This window comes from Streptomyces sp. NRRL F-6676 (genome assembly GCF_000725625.1).
Taxonomy (GTDB): Bacteria; Actinomycetota; Actinomycetes; order Streptomycetales; family Streptomycetaceae; genus Streptomyces.
This window is the reverse complement of sequence record NZ_JOHS01000009.1, coordinates 22,045-38,749: the sequence shown is the minus strand read 5'-3', so window position 1 is coordinate 38,749 and position 16,705 is coordinate 22,045. Positions and strand designations below refer to the sequence as shown.

Here is a 16,705-nt window from a genome sequence, read left to right as displayed (position 1 = left end):
TGACGCATAGGCCAATTGGAGGCCCGGCGGGAGGTTATCGACCTTGGGGCGGGGGCACGGTCGGGGTATGGGCTGGACGCACGACTACAACGACGTAGCACGCAACCGCCGCTCGGCCGCTGGTCCGGGCCCTCATGAGAGGGGCGCCCCGCAGCTGGCGGGCGCCGACCCCCGCGTGGGAATTCCGCACATCCTCCGCCGCCGGGCCCGCTGGGTCTCCGCCCGTCTGCGCCACGCACGCGGCTGACCGGCCGGACAGCGGGCGGACGGTCGTCCCCTCAGCCGGGCGCACGGTCCCGTCAGCCGGGCGGCCGCCCGCGCGGGTCGACCGGGGCGTCCATACCGCCCGGACCGGCCATACCGCGCAGACCGGCGATATCGCCCGGTCCGGCCCGACCGGCCTCGTCGGCCCGGTAGGGCGTCACAGCGCGCATTTGTCGCTGTCCACCTGCTGGTTCGCCCTGCGCCCCTGGTCGATGTCCTGCTGGATCTCGTGCGCGGTGAGGGCGTAACCGGTCTCGGCGTCGTCCAGCGACTTGGCGAACACCACTCCGTAGACCTGCCCCTGAGGGGTGAGCAGCGGGCCGCCGGAGTTGCCCTGGCGGACGGTCGCGAACAGCGAGTACACCTCACGGCGCACGGTGCCGCGGTGGTAGATGTCCGGGCCGTTCGCGGTGATCCGGCCGCGGACGCGCGCGGGCTGCACGTTGTACGAGCCGTTCTCCGGGAAGCCGGCGACGATCGCGCTGTTGCCGCCGGAGGCGCCGGAGGAGGCGAACCGCAGCGCGGGCGCGGGCAGGTCCGGCACGTCGAGTACGGCGATGTCGCGCTGCCAGTCGTAGAGCACGACCGTGGCGTCGTACTTGCGCCCTTCGCCGCCGATCTGGACGGTCGGCTCGTCGACCCCGCCGACCACGTGCGCGTTGGTCATGACACGGCGGTCGGCGAAGACGAAGCCGGAGCCCTCCAGGACCTTGCCGCAACTGCGGGCGGTCCCCATCACCTTCACGATGGAGCGCTTCGCGCGCACGGCGACCGCGCTCCGGGCGAGGGCCGGGTCGGGCGGCTCGACCTCGGTGATCGGTTCGTTCGCGAACGGGCTGAAGACCTGCGGGAAGCCGTTCCGCGCGAGGACGGTGGAGAAGTCCGCGAACCAGGTGTCCGCCTGTGAGGGCAACGCCTGCGAGACGCCGTGCAGCACCTTGGAGCCGCGGACCTCACGGCCGAGCGTCGGCAGGGTCGTCCCGGCGAGCGCGGATCCGATCAGCCAGGCGACCAGCAGCATCGCCACGACGTTGACGAGGGCGCCGCCCGTCGCGTCCAGCGCGCGGGCCGGGGACCAGGTGATGTAGCGGCGGAGCTTGTTGCCGAGATGGGTGGTGAGGGCCTGCCCGACGGAGGCGCAGACGATCACCACTCCGACGGCGATCACGGCGGCCGTCGTGTTGACCTCCGCGTCGTCGGTCGCCTCGCCCCACAGCACGGGGAGCGCGTAGACCGCGGCGAGGCCGCCGCCGAGGAAACCGGTCACCGACAGGATGCCGACGACGAAGCCCTGCCGGTAGCCCACGACCGCGAACCACACCGCGGCGACCAGCAACAGGATGTCCAGCACGTTCACCGCTTCACGCCTCGCCTCGTCACGTTCCTCTCACCACGAAGTCCGGCCGGTGTTCCGGAACACGAGGCGGCGGGGGACACGGCGTCCCCCGTCGAAACACAGCACGGGTGCCACCCTGTCATGCGCGCCAGTCGAGCGGGACCCGCTTGTCGCGGTCCCAGGGGCGCTCCCAGCCCGCGTAGTGCAGCAGACGGTCGATCACACCCGCCGTGAAACCCCACACGAGGGCGGATTCGACCAGGAATGCCGGACCTGCGTGGCCCATGGGGTGTACGGCGGTGACGCGGTGCGCGGGATCCGTGAGATCCGCCACGGGGACGGTGAAGACCCGGGCGGTCTCCTTCGGGTCGACCACGCCGACCGGGGTCGGCTCCCGCCACCAGCCGAGGACCGGGGTGACGACGAAGCCGCTCACCGGGATGTAGAGCCGGGGGAGCACGCCGAAGAGCTGGACGCCGCGGGGGTCGAGGCCGGTCTCCTCCTCGGCCTCGCGCAGCGCCGCGCGCAGGGGGCCCTCGGTGGCCGGGTCGCCGTCCTCGGGGTCGAGGGCGCCGCCGGGGAAGGCGGGCTGCCCGGCGTGCGAGCGCAGGGAGCCGGCGCGCTCCATGAGCAGCAGCTCCGGGCCGCGCGCGCCCTCGCCGAAGAGGATCAGCACGGCGGACTGCCGCCCGCCGCCGTCCTCCGGCGGCAGGAACCGGCTGAGCTGCCGGGGCCGTATCGTCCCGGCGGCCCGCACGACGGGGTCCAGCCACGCGGGCAATCCGTCTGCGGTGACCCGCGGACCGTCGACGGCCTGCCGAGTACCGTCCGGAGCGGCGGCCGGGGACGGCGGGGCGGCCGGGGACGGCGGAGCGGCTACGGACGCCGGAGCGGCTGCGGACGGCGGAGCCGCGGTGTCGGTGTGTCCCCCGACGGCGGGCTGCACGCCCCGGGGCCTCGTCCCTCCGGAACTCTCGCCTCCGGCCCCCTCGCCTTCAGACCCTTCGCCTTCAGATCCCTCGCCTTCGGACCTCGGGCGTGCGGGCCCCGCCGGGCTTGCGGCCTGTGGGCCGTCGGGCTGTTCGCCTGCCGGTCGCGCGTCAGCGGGCTGCGCGCCGGGCCCCTGCCCGTCGGCAGCCTGCGGGTCCACGGTCCGGCCCCGCAGGTCGGCGGGCCGTATGCCTGCGGCCCGCGGCCTCGCGGAGCGCACATCGGCCGGCTGCGCGTCGGCGGGCGACGCGTCGGCCCGCTGTCCGCCGACGGCTCGCGAGCCCACGGCCTGGGCCCGCGGGTCGGCGGGCCGTACATCCGCCGCCTGCGGCCTCGCGGGGCGTACGTCGGCCGGTCGCGCGTCGGCGGCGTTCCCGGCCGCGGGTCGCGCGGGCGCGCGATCCGCGTTCGTGTTGCTGGTGTGTGTCACTGCCACCCCCGTCCTGCCGGTCCCAACGCCCGCGGGGCCCCGGATCGTTCCGCGTGTCCCTCGTGTGGGTGTCCGTCCGGGACCGTGTTCACCGGGTGGCCCCCAGCGGCGGGGCCGGGATGCCGCCCGCGTCCAGGTACGACTGCGGGGGCTTGAGGCGCTGGCCGGGGAAGCCGCCCTTCTCGTACTTGAGCAGCTTCCGCGCCTTCTCGGGGTCCGTCTCCCCCTCGCCGTACGCCGGGCAGAGCGGGGCGATCGGGCAGGCACCGCAGGCCGGTTTGCGGGCGTGGCACATACGGCGGCCGTGGAAGATCACATGATGCGACAGCATCGTCCAGTCGCTCTTCGGGAAGAGCGCGCCGACGGCCGCCTCGATCTTCTCCGGCTCGGTCTCCTCCGTCCACCGCCAGCGCCGCACCAGCCGCTGGAAGTGTGTGTCCACGGTGATTCCCGGCCGTCCGAACGCATTGCCGAGAACGACGAAGGCCGTCTTGCGGCCGACGCCGGGCAGCGTGACCAGATCCTCCAGCCGCCCCGGCACCTCGCCGTCGAACCGCTCCACGAGGGCCTTGGAGAGCCCTATGACCGACTTCGTCTTGGCACGGAAGAAGCCGCACGGCCGCAGGATCTCCTCGACTTCCTCCGGATTGGCCGCCGCCAGGTCCTCGGGAGTCGGGTACTTGGCGAAGAGCGCCGGTGTCGTCTGGTTGACGCGCAGGTCGGTGGTCTGCGCGGACAGGACCGTGGCGACGATCAGCTGGAAGGGGTTCTCGAAATCCAGTTCCGGATGCGCGTACGGATACACCTCGGCGAGCTCGCGGTTGATCCGGCGGGCACGACGGACCAGGGCCGTGCGCGACTCGGCGGCGGCCTTGCGCGGCGCGGCGGCAGCCGGCTCGCTCGGACCGCCGTCCTCGCGCGAGCCGCGCGCCCTGCCCGAGCCGCCGGCCTTGCGCGGCTCACCGGCCGTCCCGTCGGCCGCGGCCGCACGCGCCGGTTTTGCCGGTTTCTCCGTACCGCCTCCGCTCTGTTCGCCGTCAGCGGAATCCCGACGTACAACCACCCGCCCAGCCCCCTTGGCCTGTGCTCTCACCGGCGATTTGGATACCCGGCCAGCCTACGACCCGGCACTGACATCCGCTCCGCCCACCGGGGAAGGAACCCCCTAATCGGACCCTGCCCCACTGCCCGGCACACCTGTGCGGCATCCTTGTGACAGATCACACTGTTTGGACCGTCCGGCAAAATGGGCAGCAGGGTCCCCTGGTAAACCGATGGGTACCCGGGGGGCGAACAGCCCCTGAGCAGGTCGACAAGGAGAGAACTCGTGGACGACGTTCTGCGGCGCGCCCCGCTCTTCGCGGCGCTCGATGACGAGCAGGCCGCGGAGCTCCGCGCCTCCATGAGTGAGGTGACCCTCGCGCGCGGTGACTCGCTGTTCCACGAGGGCGACCCCGGTGACCGGCTGTACGTGGTCACCGAGGGCAAGGTGAAGCTACACCGCACCTCCCCCGACGGGCGCGAGAACATGCTGGCCGTCCTCGGCCCCGGCGAGCTGATCGGCGAGCTGTCGCTGTTCGACCCGGGCCCGCGTACGGCGACGGCCACGGCGCTCACCGAGGTCAAGCTGCTCGGTCTCGGTCACGGCGACCTCCAGCCGTGGCTCAACGCGCGGCCCGAGGTGGCCGCCGCGCTGCTGCGTGCCGTCGCCCGGCGACTGCGCAAGACCAACGACCAGATGGCCGACCTCGTCTTCTCGGACGTGCCGGGGCGGGTGGCGCGGGCGCTGCTCGACCTTTCGCGACGGTTCGGTGTGCAGTCGGAAGAGGGCATTCATGTGGTGCACGATCTGACGCAGGAGGAGCTGGCGCAGCTCGTGGGGGCGTCGCGGGAGACCGTCAACAAGGCGCTCGCGGACTTCGCGGGGCGGGGGTGGCTGCGGCTGGAGGCGCGGGCGGTGATCCTGCTCGACGTCGAGCGGTTGGCCAAGCGGTCGCGTTGACGGGGTGACGGCGGGTCCCGAGGCGGTTCTTCTCAGATCAGGCCGTGGTCTCCCAGGTACTCCATCTGCGCCCTGACCGACAGTTCCGCCGCCGGCCACAGGGAGCGGTCCACGTCCGCGTAGACGTGGGAGACGACCTCAGACGGTGTGCGGTGGCCGTTCTCGACCGCCGTCTCGACCTGGGCGAGGCGGTGGGCGCGGTGGGCGAGGTAGAAGTCGACGGCGCCCTGGGCGTCCTCCAGGACGGGGCCGTGGCCCGGCAGCACCGTTTGGACGCCGTCGTCGACCGTGAGCGACCTCAGACGGCGCAGTGAGTCCAGGTAGTCGCCGAGGCGGCCGTCGGGGTGGGCGACGACCGTCGTACCGCGCCCCAATATGGTGTCGCCGGTGAGGACGGCCCGGTCGGCCGGGAGATGGAAGCACAGGGAGTCGGCCGTGTGTCCCGGGGTCGGGACCACGCGCAGTTCCAGGCCGCCGACGGTGACGACGTCCCCGGCGCCCAGTCCCTCGTCCCCGAGCCGCAGCGCCGGATCCAGCGCGCGCACCTTTGTCGACGTCAGCTCCGCAAACCTCGTGGCGCCCTCGGCGTGGTCGGGGTGGCCGTGGGTCAGCAGGGTGAGCGCTATGCGCCGGCCCGCCCGCTCGGCCGTGGCGGCGACGTTCCGCAGGTGGGCGTCGTCCAGCGGGCCCGGGTCTATCACCACGGCCAGGCCGGAGTCCGGCTCGGCGACGATCCACGTGTTGGTGCCGTCCAGCGTCATCGCCGACGGGTTCGGCGCGAGAACGTTGACCGCGCGCGCGGTGGCCGGTCCGGAGAGGACCCCGCCACGTGGCTGCCCGGGAAGGGCCGCTGCCTCCGTCATCTCACTGGCCTCCGCCGCTCGGTATGTGCATGGTGAACTCGTCGTGGCCCGGCCAGTACAGGCGGATCCCGGCGTCCTGGACCTCGGCCCGGGCCAGCACCGGCTCCAGGTCGCGCCCCGGCGCGGCGGCCAGGGCGTCGGCCGCGGTGGCGTACGGGACGAGCTGGCGCAGGGTCGCGATGGTCGGCGGGAGCATCAGCAGCTCGCCGTCGTCGTACCCCCGGGCCGCCTCGGACGGGCGGATCCACACCGTCCGGTCGGCCTCCGTGGAGGCGTTGCGCGTGCGCTGGCCCTCGGGCAGGGCGGCGACGAAGAACCAGGTGTCGTAGCGGCGCGGCTCGAACTCGGGGGTGATCCACCGCGTCCAGGCGCCCAGCAGGTCGGAACGGAGGACGAGGCCCCGGCGGTCCAGGAACTGGGCGAAGGACGTCTCACGGGCGACCAGGGCGGCGCGGTCGGCCTCCCAGTCGGCGCCGGTGGTGTCGCCGACCACGGTGTCCGGGGTGGGCCCGGCGAGAAGGACGCCGGCCTCCTCGTACGTCTCCCGCACGGCCGCGCAGACGATCGCCTGCGCCTCGGCCGTCCCGTCCACGCCGAGCCTGTCGGCCCACCACGCGCGCGTGGGGCCCGCCCAGCGGACGTGGTGCTCGTCGTCACGGGAATCGACGCCGCCACCCGGGTACGCGTACGCGCCCCCGGCGAAGGCCATGGACGTGCGCCGCCGCAGCATGTGGACGGCGGGCCCGTCACCGGTGTCCCGCAGCAGCATCACGGTGGCCGCGCGCCTGGCGGCCACCGGAGCGAGACGTCCGTCCGCCAGCGCACGGATCAGTTCCGGCCACTCAGCCGGAAACCACTGCCCATTCCCCATGCCCGGAGGCTATCCCGCAACAACCAGATGTTCGAGACCGACCAGTAGGAACGCGCTGTGCCCAGGACAGGGCCTGCACCTGCACGGCTCCACCACGGGAGCGCGAGCACTCACCGCGCCCTGAAGGGGCGCGGGGCTGTGTTGTCTGCGCGGCTCCGCCGCGGGGGCGCGAGCTGCCACCGTGCCCCAAAGGGGCGCGGGGAACTGCGCGAGAAGTCCCCACCGGCCGTCAGCCGACAACGCACCCCGGGGTCGAAGGGGCGGAGCCCCTTGAAAGGACGGGAAGGGTAGGGGCGGCGGGGGCGAAAACCCTCCCGGGCCAACCCCCTCCCACCCCTCAACCCCCTACTCTCCCGCCCCCGCCACCTCCACCTGGATCTCCACCTCGACCGGCGCGTCCAGCGGCAACACGGCAACCCCCACCGCACTCCGCGCATGCACGCCCTTGTCCCCCAACACCTCGACGAGCAGCTCACTCGCCCCGTTCACAACCCCCGGCTGCCCCGTGAAGTCGCTCGCCGACGCCACGAACCCGACGACCTTCACCACCCGCACGACCCGGTCGAGGTCACCGACGACCGACTTGACCGCCGCGAGCGCGTTCAGCGCACACGTCCGCGCCAGCCCCGCCGCCTCCTCGGCCGTGACCTCCGCCCCCACCTTCCCGGTGACCGGCAGCTTCCCGTCCACCAGCGGCAGCTGCCCCGCCGTGAACACGTACGCCCCCGACCGCACCGCCGGCTGGTACGCGGCCAGCGGCGGCACGACCTCCGGCAGGGTCAGCCCGAGCTCCGCGAGCCGGTCCTCGACCGCGCTCACGCCTGCTTCTCCCGCTTCAGGTAGGCCACGAGCTGCTCGGCGTTCGGGCCGGGCACGACCTGGACGAGCTCCCAGCCGTCCTCGCCCCAGGTGTCCAGGATCTGCTTCGTGGCGTGGACGAGCAGCGGCACGGTTGCGTATTCCCACTTGGTCATGGGGCCGACTGTATCCCCCGTTGTCCACAGCCTCCCGCGTAGCCCGAGCGCGGACTGGTTAGGCTCGAATACGTGAGCAGGCTCCAGGTCGTCAGCGGCAAGGGCGGTACCGGTAAGACCACGGTCGCCGCAGCACTCGCGCTCGCCCTCGCGACCGAGGGAAAGCGCACGCTTCTGGTGGAGGTGGAAGGCAGACAGGGCATCGCACAGCTCTTCGAGACGCAGGCGCTGCCGTACGAGGAACGCAAGATCGCCGTCGCCCCCGGGGGCGGCGAGGTGTTCGCACTGGCGATCGACCCCGAGCTGGCCCTGCTGGACTACCTCCAGATGTTCTACAAGCTCGGCGGCGCGGGCCGCGCCCTGAAGAAGCTCGGCGCGATCGACTTCGCCACCACCGTCGCGCCCGGCCTGCGGGACGTCCTGCTGACCGGCAAGGCGTGCGAGGCGGTGCGCCGCAAGGACAAGCACGGCCGGTTCACGTACGACTACGTCGTCATGGACGCGCCTCCCACCGGCCGCATCACGCGCTTCCTCAACGTCAACGACGAGGTGGCCGGACTCGCCAGGATCGGCCCCATACACAATCAGGCCCAGGCGGTGATGCGGGTCCTGAAGTCCCGCGAGACGGCCGTCCACCTGGTGACGCTGCTGGAGGAGATGCCCGTCCAGGAGACCGCGGACGGCATCACGGAGCTGCGCGGGGCCCGGCTGCCGGTGGGGCGGATCATCGTCAACATGGTGCGTCCGGCCGTACTGGACCGGGCGGACCTGGAGCTCGCGGGCACCGCTCCGCGCACCGCCCTCGCCAAGTCCCTCTCGGGCGCGGGCCTCGGCGGCGCGCGGCGCGGTGGGCTGGCCGAGCGCCTGGTGGATCCGCTGCTGCAACAGGCCGAGGAGTACGCCGAGCGGTACGCGCTGGAGCACGACCAGCGCGCCCAGCTGACCGAGCTCGGCCTGCCGCTGCACGAACTCCCGCTGCTCGCCGAGGGAATGGACCTGGCGGGCCTGTACCACCTGGCCAAGGAACTGCGTCAGCAAGGGATCTCATGAGTCCGGACCCGGCCTCCACGCACCCCCAGACCACCCGCACCCGGGACGCCGAGAAGGACCCCGCGGGCGTGCCCGCCGGGGAGGACCGCGCCGCCCGTGCCGCCGCCTCCGCCCACGACCTCGCGGCGGCCCGCTCCCTCGACCCCGCGCGCGTCCTGGACATCGACCCCCTCCTGGACGACCCCGGGACCCGCATCGTGGTGTGCTGCGGCTCCGGCGGCGTCGGCAAGACGACGACGGCGGCCGCCCTCGGCCTGCGCGCCGCCGAACGCGGCCGAAAGGTGGTCGTGCTGACGATCGACCCGGCCCGCCGGCTCGCGCAGTCCATGGGCATCGACGCACTGGACAACACCCCGCGCCGGGTGAAGGGCGTCGAGGACACCGCGGGCGGCGAACTGCACGCCATGATGCTCGACATGAAGCGCACGTTCGACGAGATCGTCGAGGCGCACGCGGACCGCGAGCGGGCGGCGGCCATCCTGGGCAACCCCTTCTACCAGTCGCTCTCGGCGGGCTTCGCGGGCACGCAGGAGTACATGGCGATGGAGAAGCTGGGCCAGCTCCGCTCGCGCGACGAGTGGGACCTCATCGTCGTCGACACCCCGCCCTCGCGCTCGGCGCTGGACTTCCTGGACGCGCCCAAGCGGCTCGGCTCGTTCCTCGACGGCAAGCTGATCCGCGTCCTGCTGGCGCCCGCGAAGGTCGGCGGCCGGGCGGGGATGAAGTTCCTGAACGTCGGGATGTCGATGATGACGGGGGCGCTGGGCAAGTTGCTCGGCGGCCAGTTGCTGCACGACGTACAGACGTTCGTGGCGGCGATGGACACGATGTTCGGCGGGTTCCGCACCCGTGCGGATGCCACGTACAAGCTGCTCCAGGCGCCCGGTACGGCGTTCCTGGTGGTGGCGGCGCCGGAGCGGGACGCGCTGCGCGAGGCCGCGTACTTCGTGGAGCGCCTGGCCGCGGAGCGGATGCCGCTGGCCGGCCTGGTCCTCAACCGGGTGCACGGCAGCGGGGCCGCCCAGCTGTCGGCCGAGCGGGCACTGGCCGCCGCGGAAAATCTTGAGGACGCCCGCATTGTGGATCAGCGGGACGGGAAGGAAGGTCCTCGTAACTCTCCCGAAACACACGGCAGTTCAGAAAGTACGGGCAGTCCGGACGACCCGGCCGCCGCTTCCGACGAGGGCTCCCCCGCCGACAGCGAGGACGGCGGCACGCTGGATCATCTGACGGCGGGTCTGCTCCGGCTGCACGCCGAGCGCATGCGGCTGCTCTCCCGCGAGCAGCGCACCCGCGACCGCTTCCTCGCACTCCACCCCGAGGTGGCCGTGGCCGAGGTGGCCGCGCTCCCCGGTGACGTGCACGACCTCACCGGTCTGCGCGAGATCGGCGACCGCCTCGCGGCCGACGCGGAACCGAGCTGACGTACGAACCGAGCTGACGTACGAACCGAGCCGACGTACGACGGTGAGCTGACATACGACGCAGGCTGTCGTACGACGTGAGGTGACGTACGACGCGGAGTGACGTACGACGCGGAGTGACGTACGACGCGGAGTGACGTACGACGCGGAGTGACGTACGACGCGGAGTGACGTACAGCGCGGGACAGCGCGAGACAGCGCACGGCGCGAGGTTGACGCGGGATCGAGCCGAGCCGTCACACGACCGAACGCGCGTGCGCAAGTCGGCCGCACATGCGTGCGCGAGCCGGCTCAGCTCACCGCGGCGTAGTCCGAGTACGTCTCGTCCTCGTCGAGGGTGAGCAGGCCCACCCCGCGCTCGTACTCCGTGCGCGCGGTCTCCAGCAGTCGGCGCCAGGACGTGACAGTCGGCCGCCGGCGCAGCAGCGCACGGCGCTCCCGTTCCGTCATGCCTCCCCACACGCCGAATTCGACGCGATTGTCGAGCGCGTCGGCCAGGCACTCCGTGCGCACCGGACATCCCGTGCACACCGCCTTGGCCCTGTTCTGCGCTGCTCCTTGAACGAACAGTTCATCCGGATCGGTAGTGCGGCAGGCCGCCTGCGCACTCCAGTCGGTTACCCAGCCCATACCGGCGCCGTCCTCTCCCGAATCGAGGCTCCCCCACGGCGGCGGCGGCATATTCACCGCCGCCAGTTGAGGACGTTACGGAAGGTGGACACAGCGCAACACCCCCAGCGGGCCCAATCTTGAATGGTCCGAACGGACTATGGGGAAGCGGCAGATCACCCGGGGGAGTGAGCTGACGACATACGCGACTTTCCCGGCGAATCAGGTCAGGGGGGCCGTGCCACAACGGACGCCGGATGACACACGAGGCGGATTCGGACACGCATCCCACAAAAAAGTGGCTGAACGCCGGAACGATTCGGGGTCGCCGGCCGTACTTGATACGTGGGCCTGTCGCTGTGACAGCAGTGAGCAGCTTAGGCCAACGCCTGTCCGTGTGTCCGGCGATTGGGAAGGTAGGCCATTGGTCCCGTCCGGCCTCTCCGGCCCTTTTCCGCACTCGTTCCGCTCCCGGCGTCGTCGACCGACCGCCCCGTATGTCACGATCCAGCACTCGAACATTCCGATGAGCGCCCGCTCCCGCGGAACGCTCATCACTTCGGATTAGGCTGCTTCCATGCCAAAAAAGCGCTCGGGCGGGGGCACCTCCCCCACGCAGCAGGCCGCCAAGTTCCTCGGCGTGAGTGTGCTCGCGGGGGCGGTGATGGCCGGCATCGCACTGCCCGCGGCCGGTGCGCTGGGGCTGGCCGCCAAGGGCTCGGTCCAGAGCTTCGACGACCTGCCGGCCAACCTCAAGAGCCCCCAGCTGAGCCAGCGCACCACGATCCTGGACAGCGACGGCGGCCAGATCGCCACGGTCTACTCCCGGGACCGCACCGTCGTAAACCTCAAGGCCGTCTCGCCGTACATGCAGAAGGCGATCGTCGCGATCGAGGACTCGCGCTTCTACCAGCACGGCGCCGTCGACCTCAAGGGCGTGCTGCGCGCGCTGAACAAGAACGCGCAGAGCGGCGGGGTCTCCGAGGGCGCCTCCACGCTCACCCAGCAGCTCGTGAAGAACTACTTCATCGAGGAGGCCGGCAACGACCCGACGAAGGTCGCCCAGGCCACGCAGCAGACGCTGGGCCGCAAGATCCGTGAGCTGAAGTACGCGATCCAGCTCGAGGAGAATCTCGGCAAGAAGAAGATCCTCGAGAACTATCTGAACATCACCTTCTTCGGCCAGCAGGCGTACGGCGTCGAGGCCGCCTCCCAGCGCTACTTCTCCAAGCACGCCAAGGATCTCAACCTCCAGGAGTCGGCCCTCCTGGCCGGCATCGTCCAGTCGCCCTCGAGCTTCGACCCGACGAACCACCCGGAGCAGGCCAAGAAGCGGCGCAACACCGTCCTCATGCGGATGGCCCAGGTCCACGACATCTCCCGGGCCGAGGCCGACAAGGCCGAGAAGACGCCCCTCGGGCTGAAGGTGAGCCGCCCGAAGAACGGCTGCATCACGGCCGTCAAGGGCGCCGGTTTCTTCTGCGACTACGTGCGTGAGGTCTTCCTCAACGACGAGACGTTCGGCAAGACCCGCGCGGCCCGCGCCAAGGTGTGGAACCGCGGCGGTCTCACGATCCGTACGACGCTCGACCCGAAGGCGCAGGAGTCGGCCCAGGCGTCGATCAAGGACCACGTCAACAAGAGCGACAGCGTGGCCACCGCGGCGACGATCGTCGAGCCCGGCACCGGCAAGATCCTCGCCATGGGCCAGTCCCGCCCGTACGGCTTCCAGAAGCACGAGACGCAGATCAACCTCTCGGTCAACCAGAACATGGGCGGCGGCGCCGGCTACCAGCCCGGTTCGACGTTCAAGCCGATCGTGGCGGCCGCCGCGCTCGAGGGCGGCAAGCCGGCCACGCAGACGTACTCCTCGCCGTACGAGATGGAGTACCCGAGCCCGGTCTCGGTGTGCGACGGCAAGAAGTGGGTCAACTCCGACGGCACCAAGCTGACGAACGAGAACGAGTCGGAGCACGGCCCGTACGGCATGAAGGAGGCGACCGCCAAGTCGGTCAACACCTACTACGTGCAGCTCATCTCCGACATCGGCATCTGCCCGGTCACGGAGATGGCCAAGAAGATGGGCGTGCAGCGCGCCGACGGAGACAAGATCACCCAGGCGCCGTCGATCGCCCTGGGCACGCAGGAGATGTCGCCGCTGACGATGGCGAGCGCGTACGCCACCTTCGCCTCCCGGGGCACGTACTGCACGCCCATCGCGATCGAGGCGATCACGCAGAAGATCGGCGAGGAGAAGAAGTCGCTCCCGGTGCCGAAGACCAAGTGCTCGCGCGCGATGTCCGAGAAGACCGCGGACACCGTGAACACGCTCCTCAAGGGCGTGGTCGAGGACGGCACGGGTACGCAGGCCGGCCTCGGCGACCGCCCCAGCGCGGGCAAGACCGGTACGACGGACTACCGCTACGCGGCCTGGTTCGTCGGCTACACGCCGAACATGGCGGGCGCGGTCTGGGTCGGCGACCCGGCGCACAAGCGGCGGATGGTCGACATCTCCATCGGCGGCCAGTGGCACGCCAAGGTGTTCGGTGGTGAGGTGCCCGGCCCGATCTGGCGCGACATGATGTCCGGCGCGCTGGAGGGCAAGACGGCCCCCGACTTCCACCTGGTGAACATCCCCGACGGCAAGCGGGACAAGGGCGACGACAACAACAAGGGCCGCGACAAGGGCCGGGGCGACGGCGACAACGGGGACAACGACCCCCTGGGCGGCCTGCTCGGCGGCTTCACCAACGGCGGGTTCACCAACGGGGGCGGGGCGAACGGCGGCACGGGCAACGGCGGGGCGGCGGGCGGCACGACCGTCGGTACGAACGCCGGCACGAGCAGCCCCGATCCCGACCCGACGTTCTCCCTGCCGGAGGGCTGGTTCCAGGGCCAGGACGGCGGCGGGAACGGCAACATCCAGGGCAACGGGAACGGGAACGGCAACGGCGGGCAGACGGGGTAGGTCGGCCGGGACGGCCCGGCCGGTCCGGCGCGTACGGGAACGGGGGTGCCCCTTCGGATGGGGGGCACCCCCGTTGTCGTGTCGTGTCGTGTCGCCTGCGGCCGACGTCGTATCGCGTGTGGCGGACGTCGTATCGGGTGCGGCGGACGCGGACCCGCATCGGCCGACGGTGAGGGCCTGATGTCTGACGTTCGGCGTCCGACGTCCGACGGGCGTCTGACGTCCGGCGTCGGCCTTCGCAGAGAACCCGCGTCAGCCCACGTCAGCCCACGTCAGTCCGCGTCAGCCCGCGTCAGCCGGCGGCCAGGACCTGCTTGACGAGCGCGGCGACGCGGCCGCCCTCCGCCTGACCGGCCACCTTGGGGTTCACGATCTTCATGACCTGACCCATGGCCCGCGGCCCCTCGGCCCCGGCCGCCCGTGCCTCCTCGACGGCCTGGACGACGATCCCCCGCAGCTCCTCGTCGGAGAGCTGCTTGGGCAGGTAGACGGCGAGCAACTCGCCCTCGGCCCGCTCCCGCTCGGCCTGCTCCGCACGCCCGCCCTGCGCGAACGCCTCGGCGGCCTCGCGGCGCTTCTTCGCCTCACGGGTGATCACCTTGGTGACCTCGTCGTCGGAGAGCTCGCGCTTCTCCGTGCCGGCGACCTCCTCCTTGGTGATCGCGGTGAGGGTCAGCCGGAGCGTGGAGGAGCGGAGCTCGTCACGCTCCTTGATCGCGGCGTTGAGGTCTGCCTTCAGCTTCGACTTGAGCGTGGTCATGACTCGATTGTCTCAGGTACCGGGAGAAGACCGCCCGCGATTTCCGACGCGGGAGGCGGGGGGCGCACCACGGCAGGAGCCGGGACGCACGGGCGCGGGAGCCCGGGACGCACGGGCGCGGGAGCGGGGTAACACCGATGCGGGAGCCGGGAGGCACCGAAGCGGGACGGAAGTTGTCCACAGGCCGCACGGACCATCCCCCGCCGTCTGACACGATGGACGTATGCGCGCGCGATACGGAGTACCCCTGGGAATCACGGCGGTTGGCGCCGCCGGACTGCTCTACTCGGCCGGGTTCGAGGCCCGCTCCTTCCGACTGCGACGGGTCACGGTGCCCGTCCTCCCGGAGGGGATGCGCCCGCTGCGCGTACTACAGGTCTCCGACATCCACATGGTGGGCGGACAGCGCAAGAAGCAGCGCTGGCTGCGTTCACTGGCGGGCCTGCGCCCCGACTTGGTGATCAACACGGGCGACAACCTCTCGGACCCGGAGGCCGTCCCCGAGGTGCTGGACTCCCTGGGCCCGCTGATGGAGTTCCCGGGGGCGTACGTCTTCGGCTCGAACGACTACTACGGCCCCGTGCCGCGCAACCCCGCCCGCTACCTGCTGGAGAAGACCAGCGGCCGCCACGGCCTGAACGGCAACGCACCCGCCGTACGCGTGATCCACAACCCGTGGGAGGACCTGCGCGACGGCTTCGACGCGGCGGGCTGGCTCAACCTGACGAACACACGCGGCACACTGAAGCTGGACGGCGGGCTGTCGCTGGAGCTGACGGGCCTGGACGACCCGCACATCAAGCGGGACCGCTACGCACACGTGGCGGGCGGCCCGTCGGACGGCGCCGACTTCTCGATGGCGGTGGTGCACGCGCCGTACCTTCGCGTACTGGACGCGTTCACGGCGGACGCCTACCCGCTGATGCTGGCCGGCCACACCCACGGCGGCCAGCTGTGCATCCCGTTCTACGGCGCCCTGGTCACCAACTGCGACCTGGACACGGACCGCGTCAAGGGCCTGTCGACGCACACGGCCGACGGCCGCACCTCGTACCTGCACGTCTCGGCGGGCTGCGGCGCCAACCGCTACACCCCGTTCCGCTTCGCCTGCCCCCCGGAGGCGACGCTGCTGACACTGACGGCGAAGCAGTAGGGGGCGCAGGCCGGACGCCGAGCCGTCGTACGCGCTCGTAGAGGTTCGGAAACCCGAACAGCCCACCCGAATCGCCCCACCCCACCCCTCTCCCTAGCGTGAGGGCATGCTCACCCCCATACCCCGGGACATGCCGGGTCTGCCGGCGCTCCCGGGCGTCCCCGGCCCCCTGTCGGCCGCCGTTCCGGCCGCGGCGGTGGTGGCGCCCGTACGCCGCCGCGCGACGGCCGTCCTCCGCCTCCTGATCGCCGCCGCGGCGGCGACCGGAGTCACGATCGACCTGCTCCACGGCAGCCCGCTCCGGGTCCTGACCTGCTTCACGGTCCAGAGCGGCGCACTCGTGACGGTCGTCTTCACGCTCGCCGCCCGCCGCGCGTGGACGGCCCGCCGCCCCCTCCCGCCCGCGCTGACCGGCGCCGCCCTGCTGTACGCGGCGACGGCGGCCCTCACCTACCACCTGCTGCTCGCGGACACGGCACCGACGTTCGCGATCACGGACACCCCGGCCGACGCGACCGGCTGGCCGGCCCTGGCCAACCAACTCCTGCACACGGCAGTCCCGCTGGCGGCAGCCCTGGACTGGCTCCTCCTGACCCCACCGAACCGCCTGCGCCCCCGCCACGCCACGGCCTGGCTGCTCTACCCGCTGGCCTACCTGGCCCTGGTCCTCACCCGAGGCGCACTCCTCGCCCCCGGCACACCGGACCGCTACCTCTACCCGTTCCTCGACGTCGCGACCCACGGCTACCAGCACGTCCTGGCCAACGCGCTCCTGCTCGGCCTCACCGTCTACGCCGCGGCGATCCTCCTGGTCGCCCTGGACCACATCCGCCCGGCCCCCCTCCGCCGCCCCCGAAAAACCGGATTTCGTCTCCGGCCACCGGTGGGCTAAAGTAAACGACGTCGCCGCGACAGCAGCGACATCGGGGTGTAGCGCAGCTTGGCAGCGCGCTTCGTTCGGGACGAAGAGGTCGTGGGTTCAAATCCCGCCACCCCGACAGCCAAAACAGC

At 71.7% G+C, this 16,705-nt stretch carries 16 protein-coding genes and 1 tRNA gene; 8 read left to right on the top strand and 9 right to left on the bottom strand.

From position 1 onward, the window contains the following. The first annotated feature begins 67 nt into the window (after positions 1-67). The gene (locus IO29_RS39325) at positions 68-247 is read left to right on the top strand and encodes a hypothetical protein (RefSeq protein ID WP_006142024.1); all 180 of its coding nucleotides are present in this window, start codon (positions 68-70) and stop codon (positions 245-247) included. A gap of 174 nt (positions 248-421) precedes the next feature. Here the strand turns inward: IO29_RS39325 and IO29_RS08505 are convergent, their stop codons facing one another. The 3 genes from IO29_RS08505 to nth all read right to left on the bottom strand — a co-directional run bounded on the left by IO29_RS08505 (position 422) and on the right by nth (position 4,083). Next, on the bottom strand, positions 422-1,621 hold the full coding sequence (locus IO29_RS08505; protein WP_030378651.1) for a MarP family serine protease: 1,200 nt from the start codon (positions 1,619-1,621) through the stop codon (positions 422-424). 118 nt (positions 1,622-1,739) lie between these two features. Then, on the bottom strand, positions 1,740-2,381 hold the full coding sequence (locus IO29_RS08500) for an NUDIX hydrolase (RefSeq protein ID WP_030378652.1): 642 nt from the start codon (positions 2,379-2,381) through the stop codon (positions 1,740-1,742). A 727-nt stretch (positions 2,382-3,108) separates the two neighbouring features. Continuing rightward, positions 3,109-4,083 carry an endonuclease III gene (nth, locus tag IO29_RS08495; protein WP_030378653.1) on the bottom strand — a complete coding sequence of 325 codons (975 nt, stop codon included), beginning with the start codon at positions 4,081-4,083 and terminating at the stop codon, positions 3,109-3,111. A gap of 264 nt (positions 4,084-4,347) precedes the next feature. Between nth and IO29_RS08490 the strand changes: the two genes are divergently transcribed. Beyond that, positions 4,348-5,022 (top strand): Crp/Fnr family transcriptional regulator, encoded by a 675-nt coding sequence (locus IO29_RS08490; RefSeq protein ID WP_006142016.1) that lies wholly within the window; start codon positions 4,348-4,350, stop codon positions 5,020-5,022. Positions 5,023-5,054: 32 nt separating this feature from the next. On the opposite strand, the gene IO29_RS08485 is transcribed toward IO29_RS08490, so the two are convergent. The 4 genes from IO29_RS08485 to IO29_RS37685 all read right to left on the bottom strand — a co-directional run bounded on the left by IO29_RS08485 (position 5,055) and on the right by IO29_RS37685 (position 7,730). Further along, positions 5,055-5,885: an MBL fold metallo-hydrolase gene (locus IO29_RS08485; RefSeq protein WP_030378654.1), complete on the bottom strand. Its 831-nt coding sequence runs from the start codon at positions 5,883-5,885 to the stop codon at positions 5,055-5,057. Between the two features lies 1 nt (position 5,886). Continuing rightward, positions 5,887-6,756 (bottom strand): NUDIX hydrolase, encoded by an 870-nt coding sequence (locus IO29_RS08480; protein WP_030378655.1) that lies wholly within the window; start codon positions 6,754-6,756, stop codon positions 5,887-5,889. A 345-nt stretch (positions 6,757-7,101) separates the two neighbouring features. Then, the gene (locus IO29_RS08475; RefSeq protein WP_030378656.1) at positions 7,102-7,575 is read right to left on the bottom strand and encodes a RidA family protein; all 474 of its coding nucleotides are present in this window, start codon (positions 7,573-7,575) and stop codon (positions 7,102-7,104) included. Beyond that, positions 7,572-7,730, bottom strand: a complete 159-nt coding sequence (locus IO29_RS37685) for a Sp36 family protein (protein WP_071828754.1) — start codon at positions 7,728-7,730, stop codon at positions 7,572-7,574. Before IO29_RS37685 ends, IO29_RS08475 begins: the two co-directional genes overlap by 4 nt. A gap of 72 nt (positions 7,731-7,802) precedes the next feature. Between IO29_RS37685 and IO29_RS08470 the strand changes: the two genes are divergently transcribed. Both IO29_RS08470 and IO29_RS08465 read left to right on the top strand, forming a co-directional pair. After that, the gene (locus tag IO29_RS08470) at positions 7,803-8,780 is read left to right on the top strand and encodes an ATPase BagA (RefSeq protein WP_030378657.1); all 978 of its coding nucleotides are present in this window, start codon (positions 7,803-7,805) and stop codon (positions 8,778-8,780) included. Next, a complete protein-coding gene (locus IO29_RS08465; protein WP_199806859.1) occupies positions 8,777-10,204 on the top strand; it encodes an ATPase BagB in 1,428 nt (475 codons plus the stop codon). Before IO29_RS08470 ends, IO29_RS08465 begins: the two co-directional genes overlap by 4 nt. Positions 10,205-10,495: 291 nt before the next feature. Here the strand turns inward: IO29_RS08465 and IO29_RS08460 are convergent, their stop codons facing one another. Then, complete coding sequence (locus IO29_RS08460; RefSeq protein WP_030378659.1) at positions 10,496-10,834, bottom strand: WhiB family transcriptional regulator; 339 nt, start codon at positions 10,832-10,834, stop codon at positions 10,496-10,498. A gap of 556 nt (positions 10,835-11,390) precedes the next feature. Here IO29_RS08460 and IO29_RS08455 point away from each other — a divergent pair. After that, positions 11,391-13,781: a transglycosylase domain-containing protein gene (locus IO29_RS08455; protein ID WP_030378660.1), complete on the top strand. Its 2,391-nt coding sequence runs from the start codon at positions 11,391-11,393 to the stop codon at positions 13,779-13,781. 292 nt (positions 13,782-14,073) lie between these two features. On the opposite strand, the gene IO29_RS08450 is transcribed toward IO29_RS08455, so the two are convergent. After that, positions 14,074-14,541 (bottom strand): GatB/YqeY domain-containing protein, encoded by a 468-nt coding sequence (locus IO29_RS08450; RefSeq protein ID WP_030378661.1) that lies wholly within the window; start codon positions 14,539-14,541, stop codon positions 14,074-14,076. 223 nt (positions 14,542-14,764) lie between these two features. Here IO29_RS08450 and IO29_RS08445 point away from each other — a divergent pair, with 223 nt between their 5' ends. From IO29_RS08445 to IO29_RS08435, 3 genes are all read left to right on the top strand, one after another. Beyond that, positions 14,765-15,694 (top strand): metallophosphoesterase, encoded by a 930-nt coding sequence (locus IO29_RS08445; protein ID WP_030378662.1) that lies wholly within the window; start codon positions 14,765-14,767, stop codon positions 15,692-15,694. A 106-nt stretch (positions 15,695-15,800) separates the two neighbouring features. Next, positions 15,801-16,586 (top strand): Pr6Pr family membrane protein, encoded by a 786-nt coding sequence (locus IO29_RS08440; protein ID WP_030378663.1) that lies wholly within the window; start codon positions 15,801-15,803, stop codon positions 16,584-16,586. Between the two features lie 32 nt (positions 16,587-16,618). Next, positions 16,619-16,692: transfer RNA gene (locus IO29_RS08435), tRNA-Pro, on the top strand. The last annotated feature ends 13 nt before the right edge of the window (positions 16,693-16,705 follow it).

Coding starts and splice junctions, on each gene's coding strand:
- IO29_RS39325 (WP_006142024.1), top strand. CDS start 68: ATGGGCTGGACGCACGACTACAACGACGTAGCACGCAACCGCCGCTCG.
- IO29_RS08485 (WP_030378654.1), bottom strand. CDS start 5,885: ATGACGGAGGCAGCGGCCCTTCCCGGGCAGCCACGTGGCGGGGTCCTC.
- IO29_RS08480 (WP_030378655.1), bottom strand. CDS start 6,756: ATGGGGAATGGGCAGTGGTTTCCGGCTGAGTGGCCGGAACTGATCCGT.
- IO29_RS37685 (WP_071828754.1), bottom strand. CDS start 7,730: ATGACCAAGTGGGAATACGCAACCGTGCCGCTGCTCGTCCACGCCACG.
- IO29_RS08465 (WP_199806859.1), top strand. CDS start 8,777: ATGAGTCCGGACCCGGCCTCCACGCACCCCCAGACCACCCGCACCCGG.
- IO29_RS08460 (WP_030378659.1), bottom strand. CDS start 10,834: ATGGGCTGGGTAACCGACTGGAGTGCGCAGGCGGCCTGCCGCACTACC.
- IO29_RS08455 (WP_030378660.1), top strand. CDS start 11,391: ATGCCAAAAAAGCGCTCGGGCGGGGGCACCTCCCCCACGCAGCAGGCC.
- IO29_RS08450 (WP_030378661.1), bottom strand. CDS start 14,541: ATGACCACGCTCAAGTCGAAGCTGAAGGCAGACCTCAACGCCGCGATC.
- IO29_RS08445 (WP_030378662.1), top strand. CDS start 14,765: ATGCGCGCGCGATACGGAGTACCCCTGGGAATCACGGCGGTTGGCGCC.
- IO29_RS08440 (WP_030378663.1), top strand. CDS start 15,801: ATGCTCACCCCCATACCCCGGGACATGCCGGGTCTGCCGGCGCTCCCG.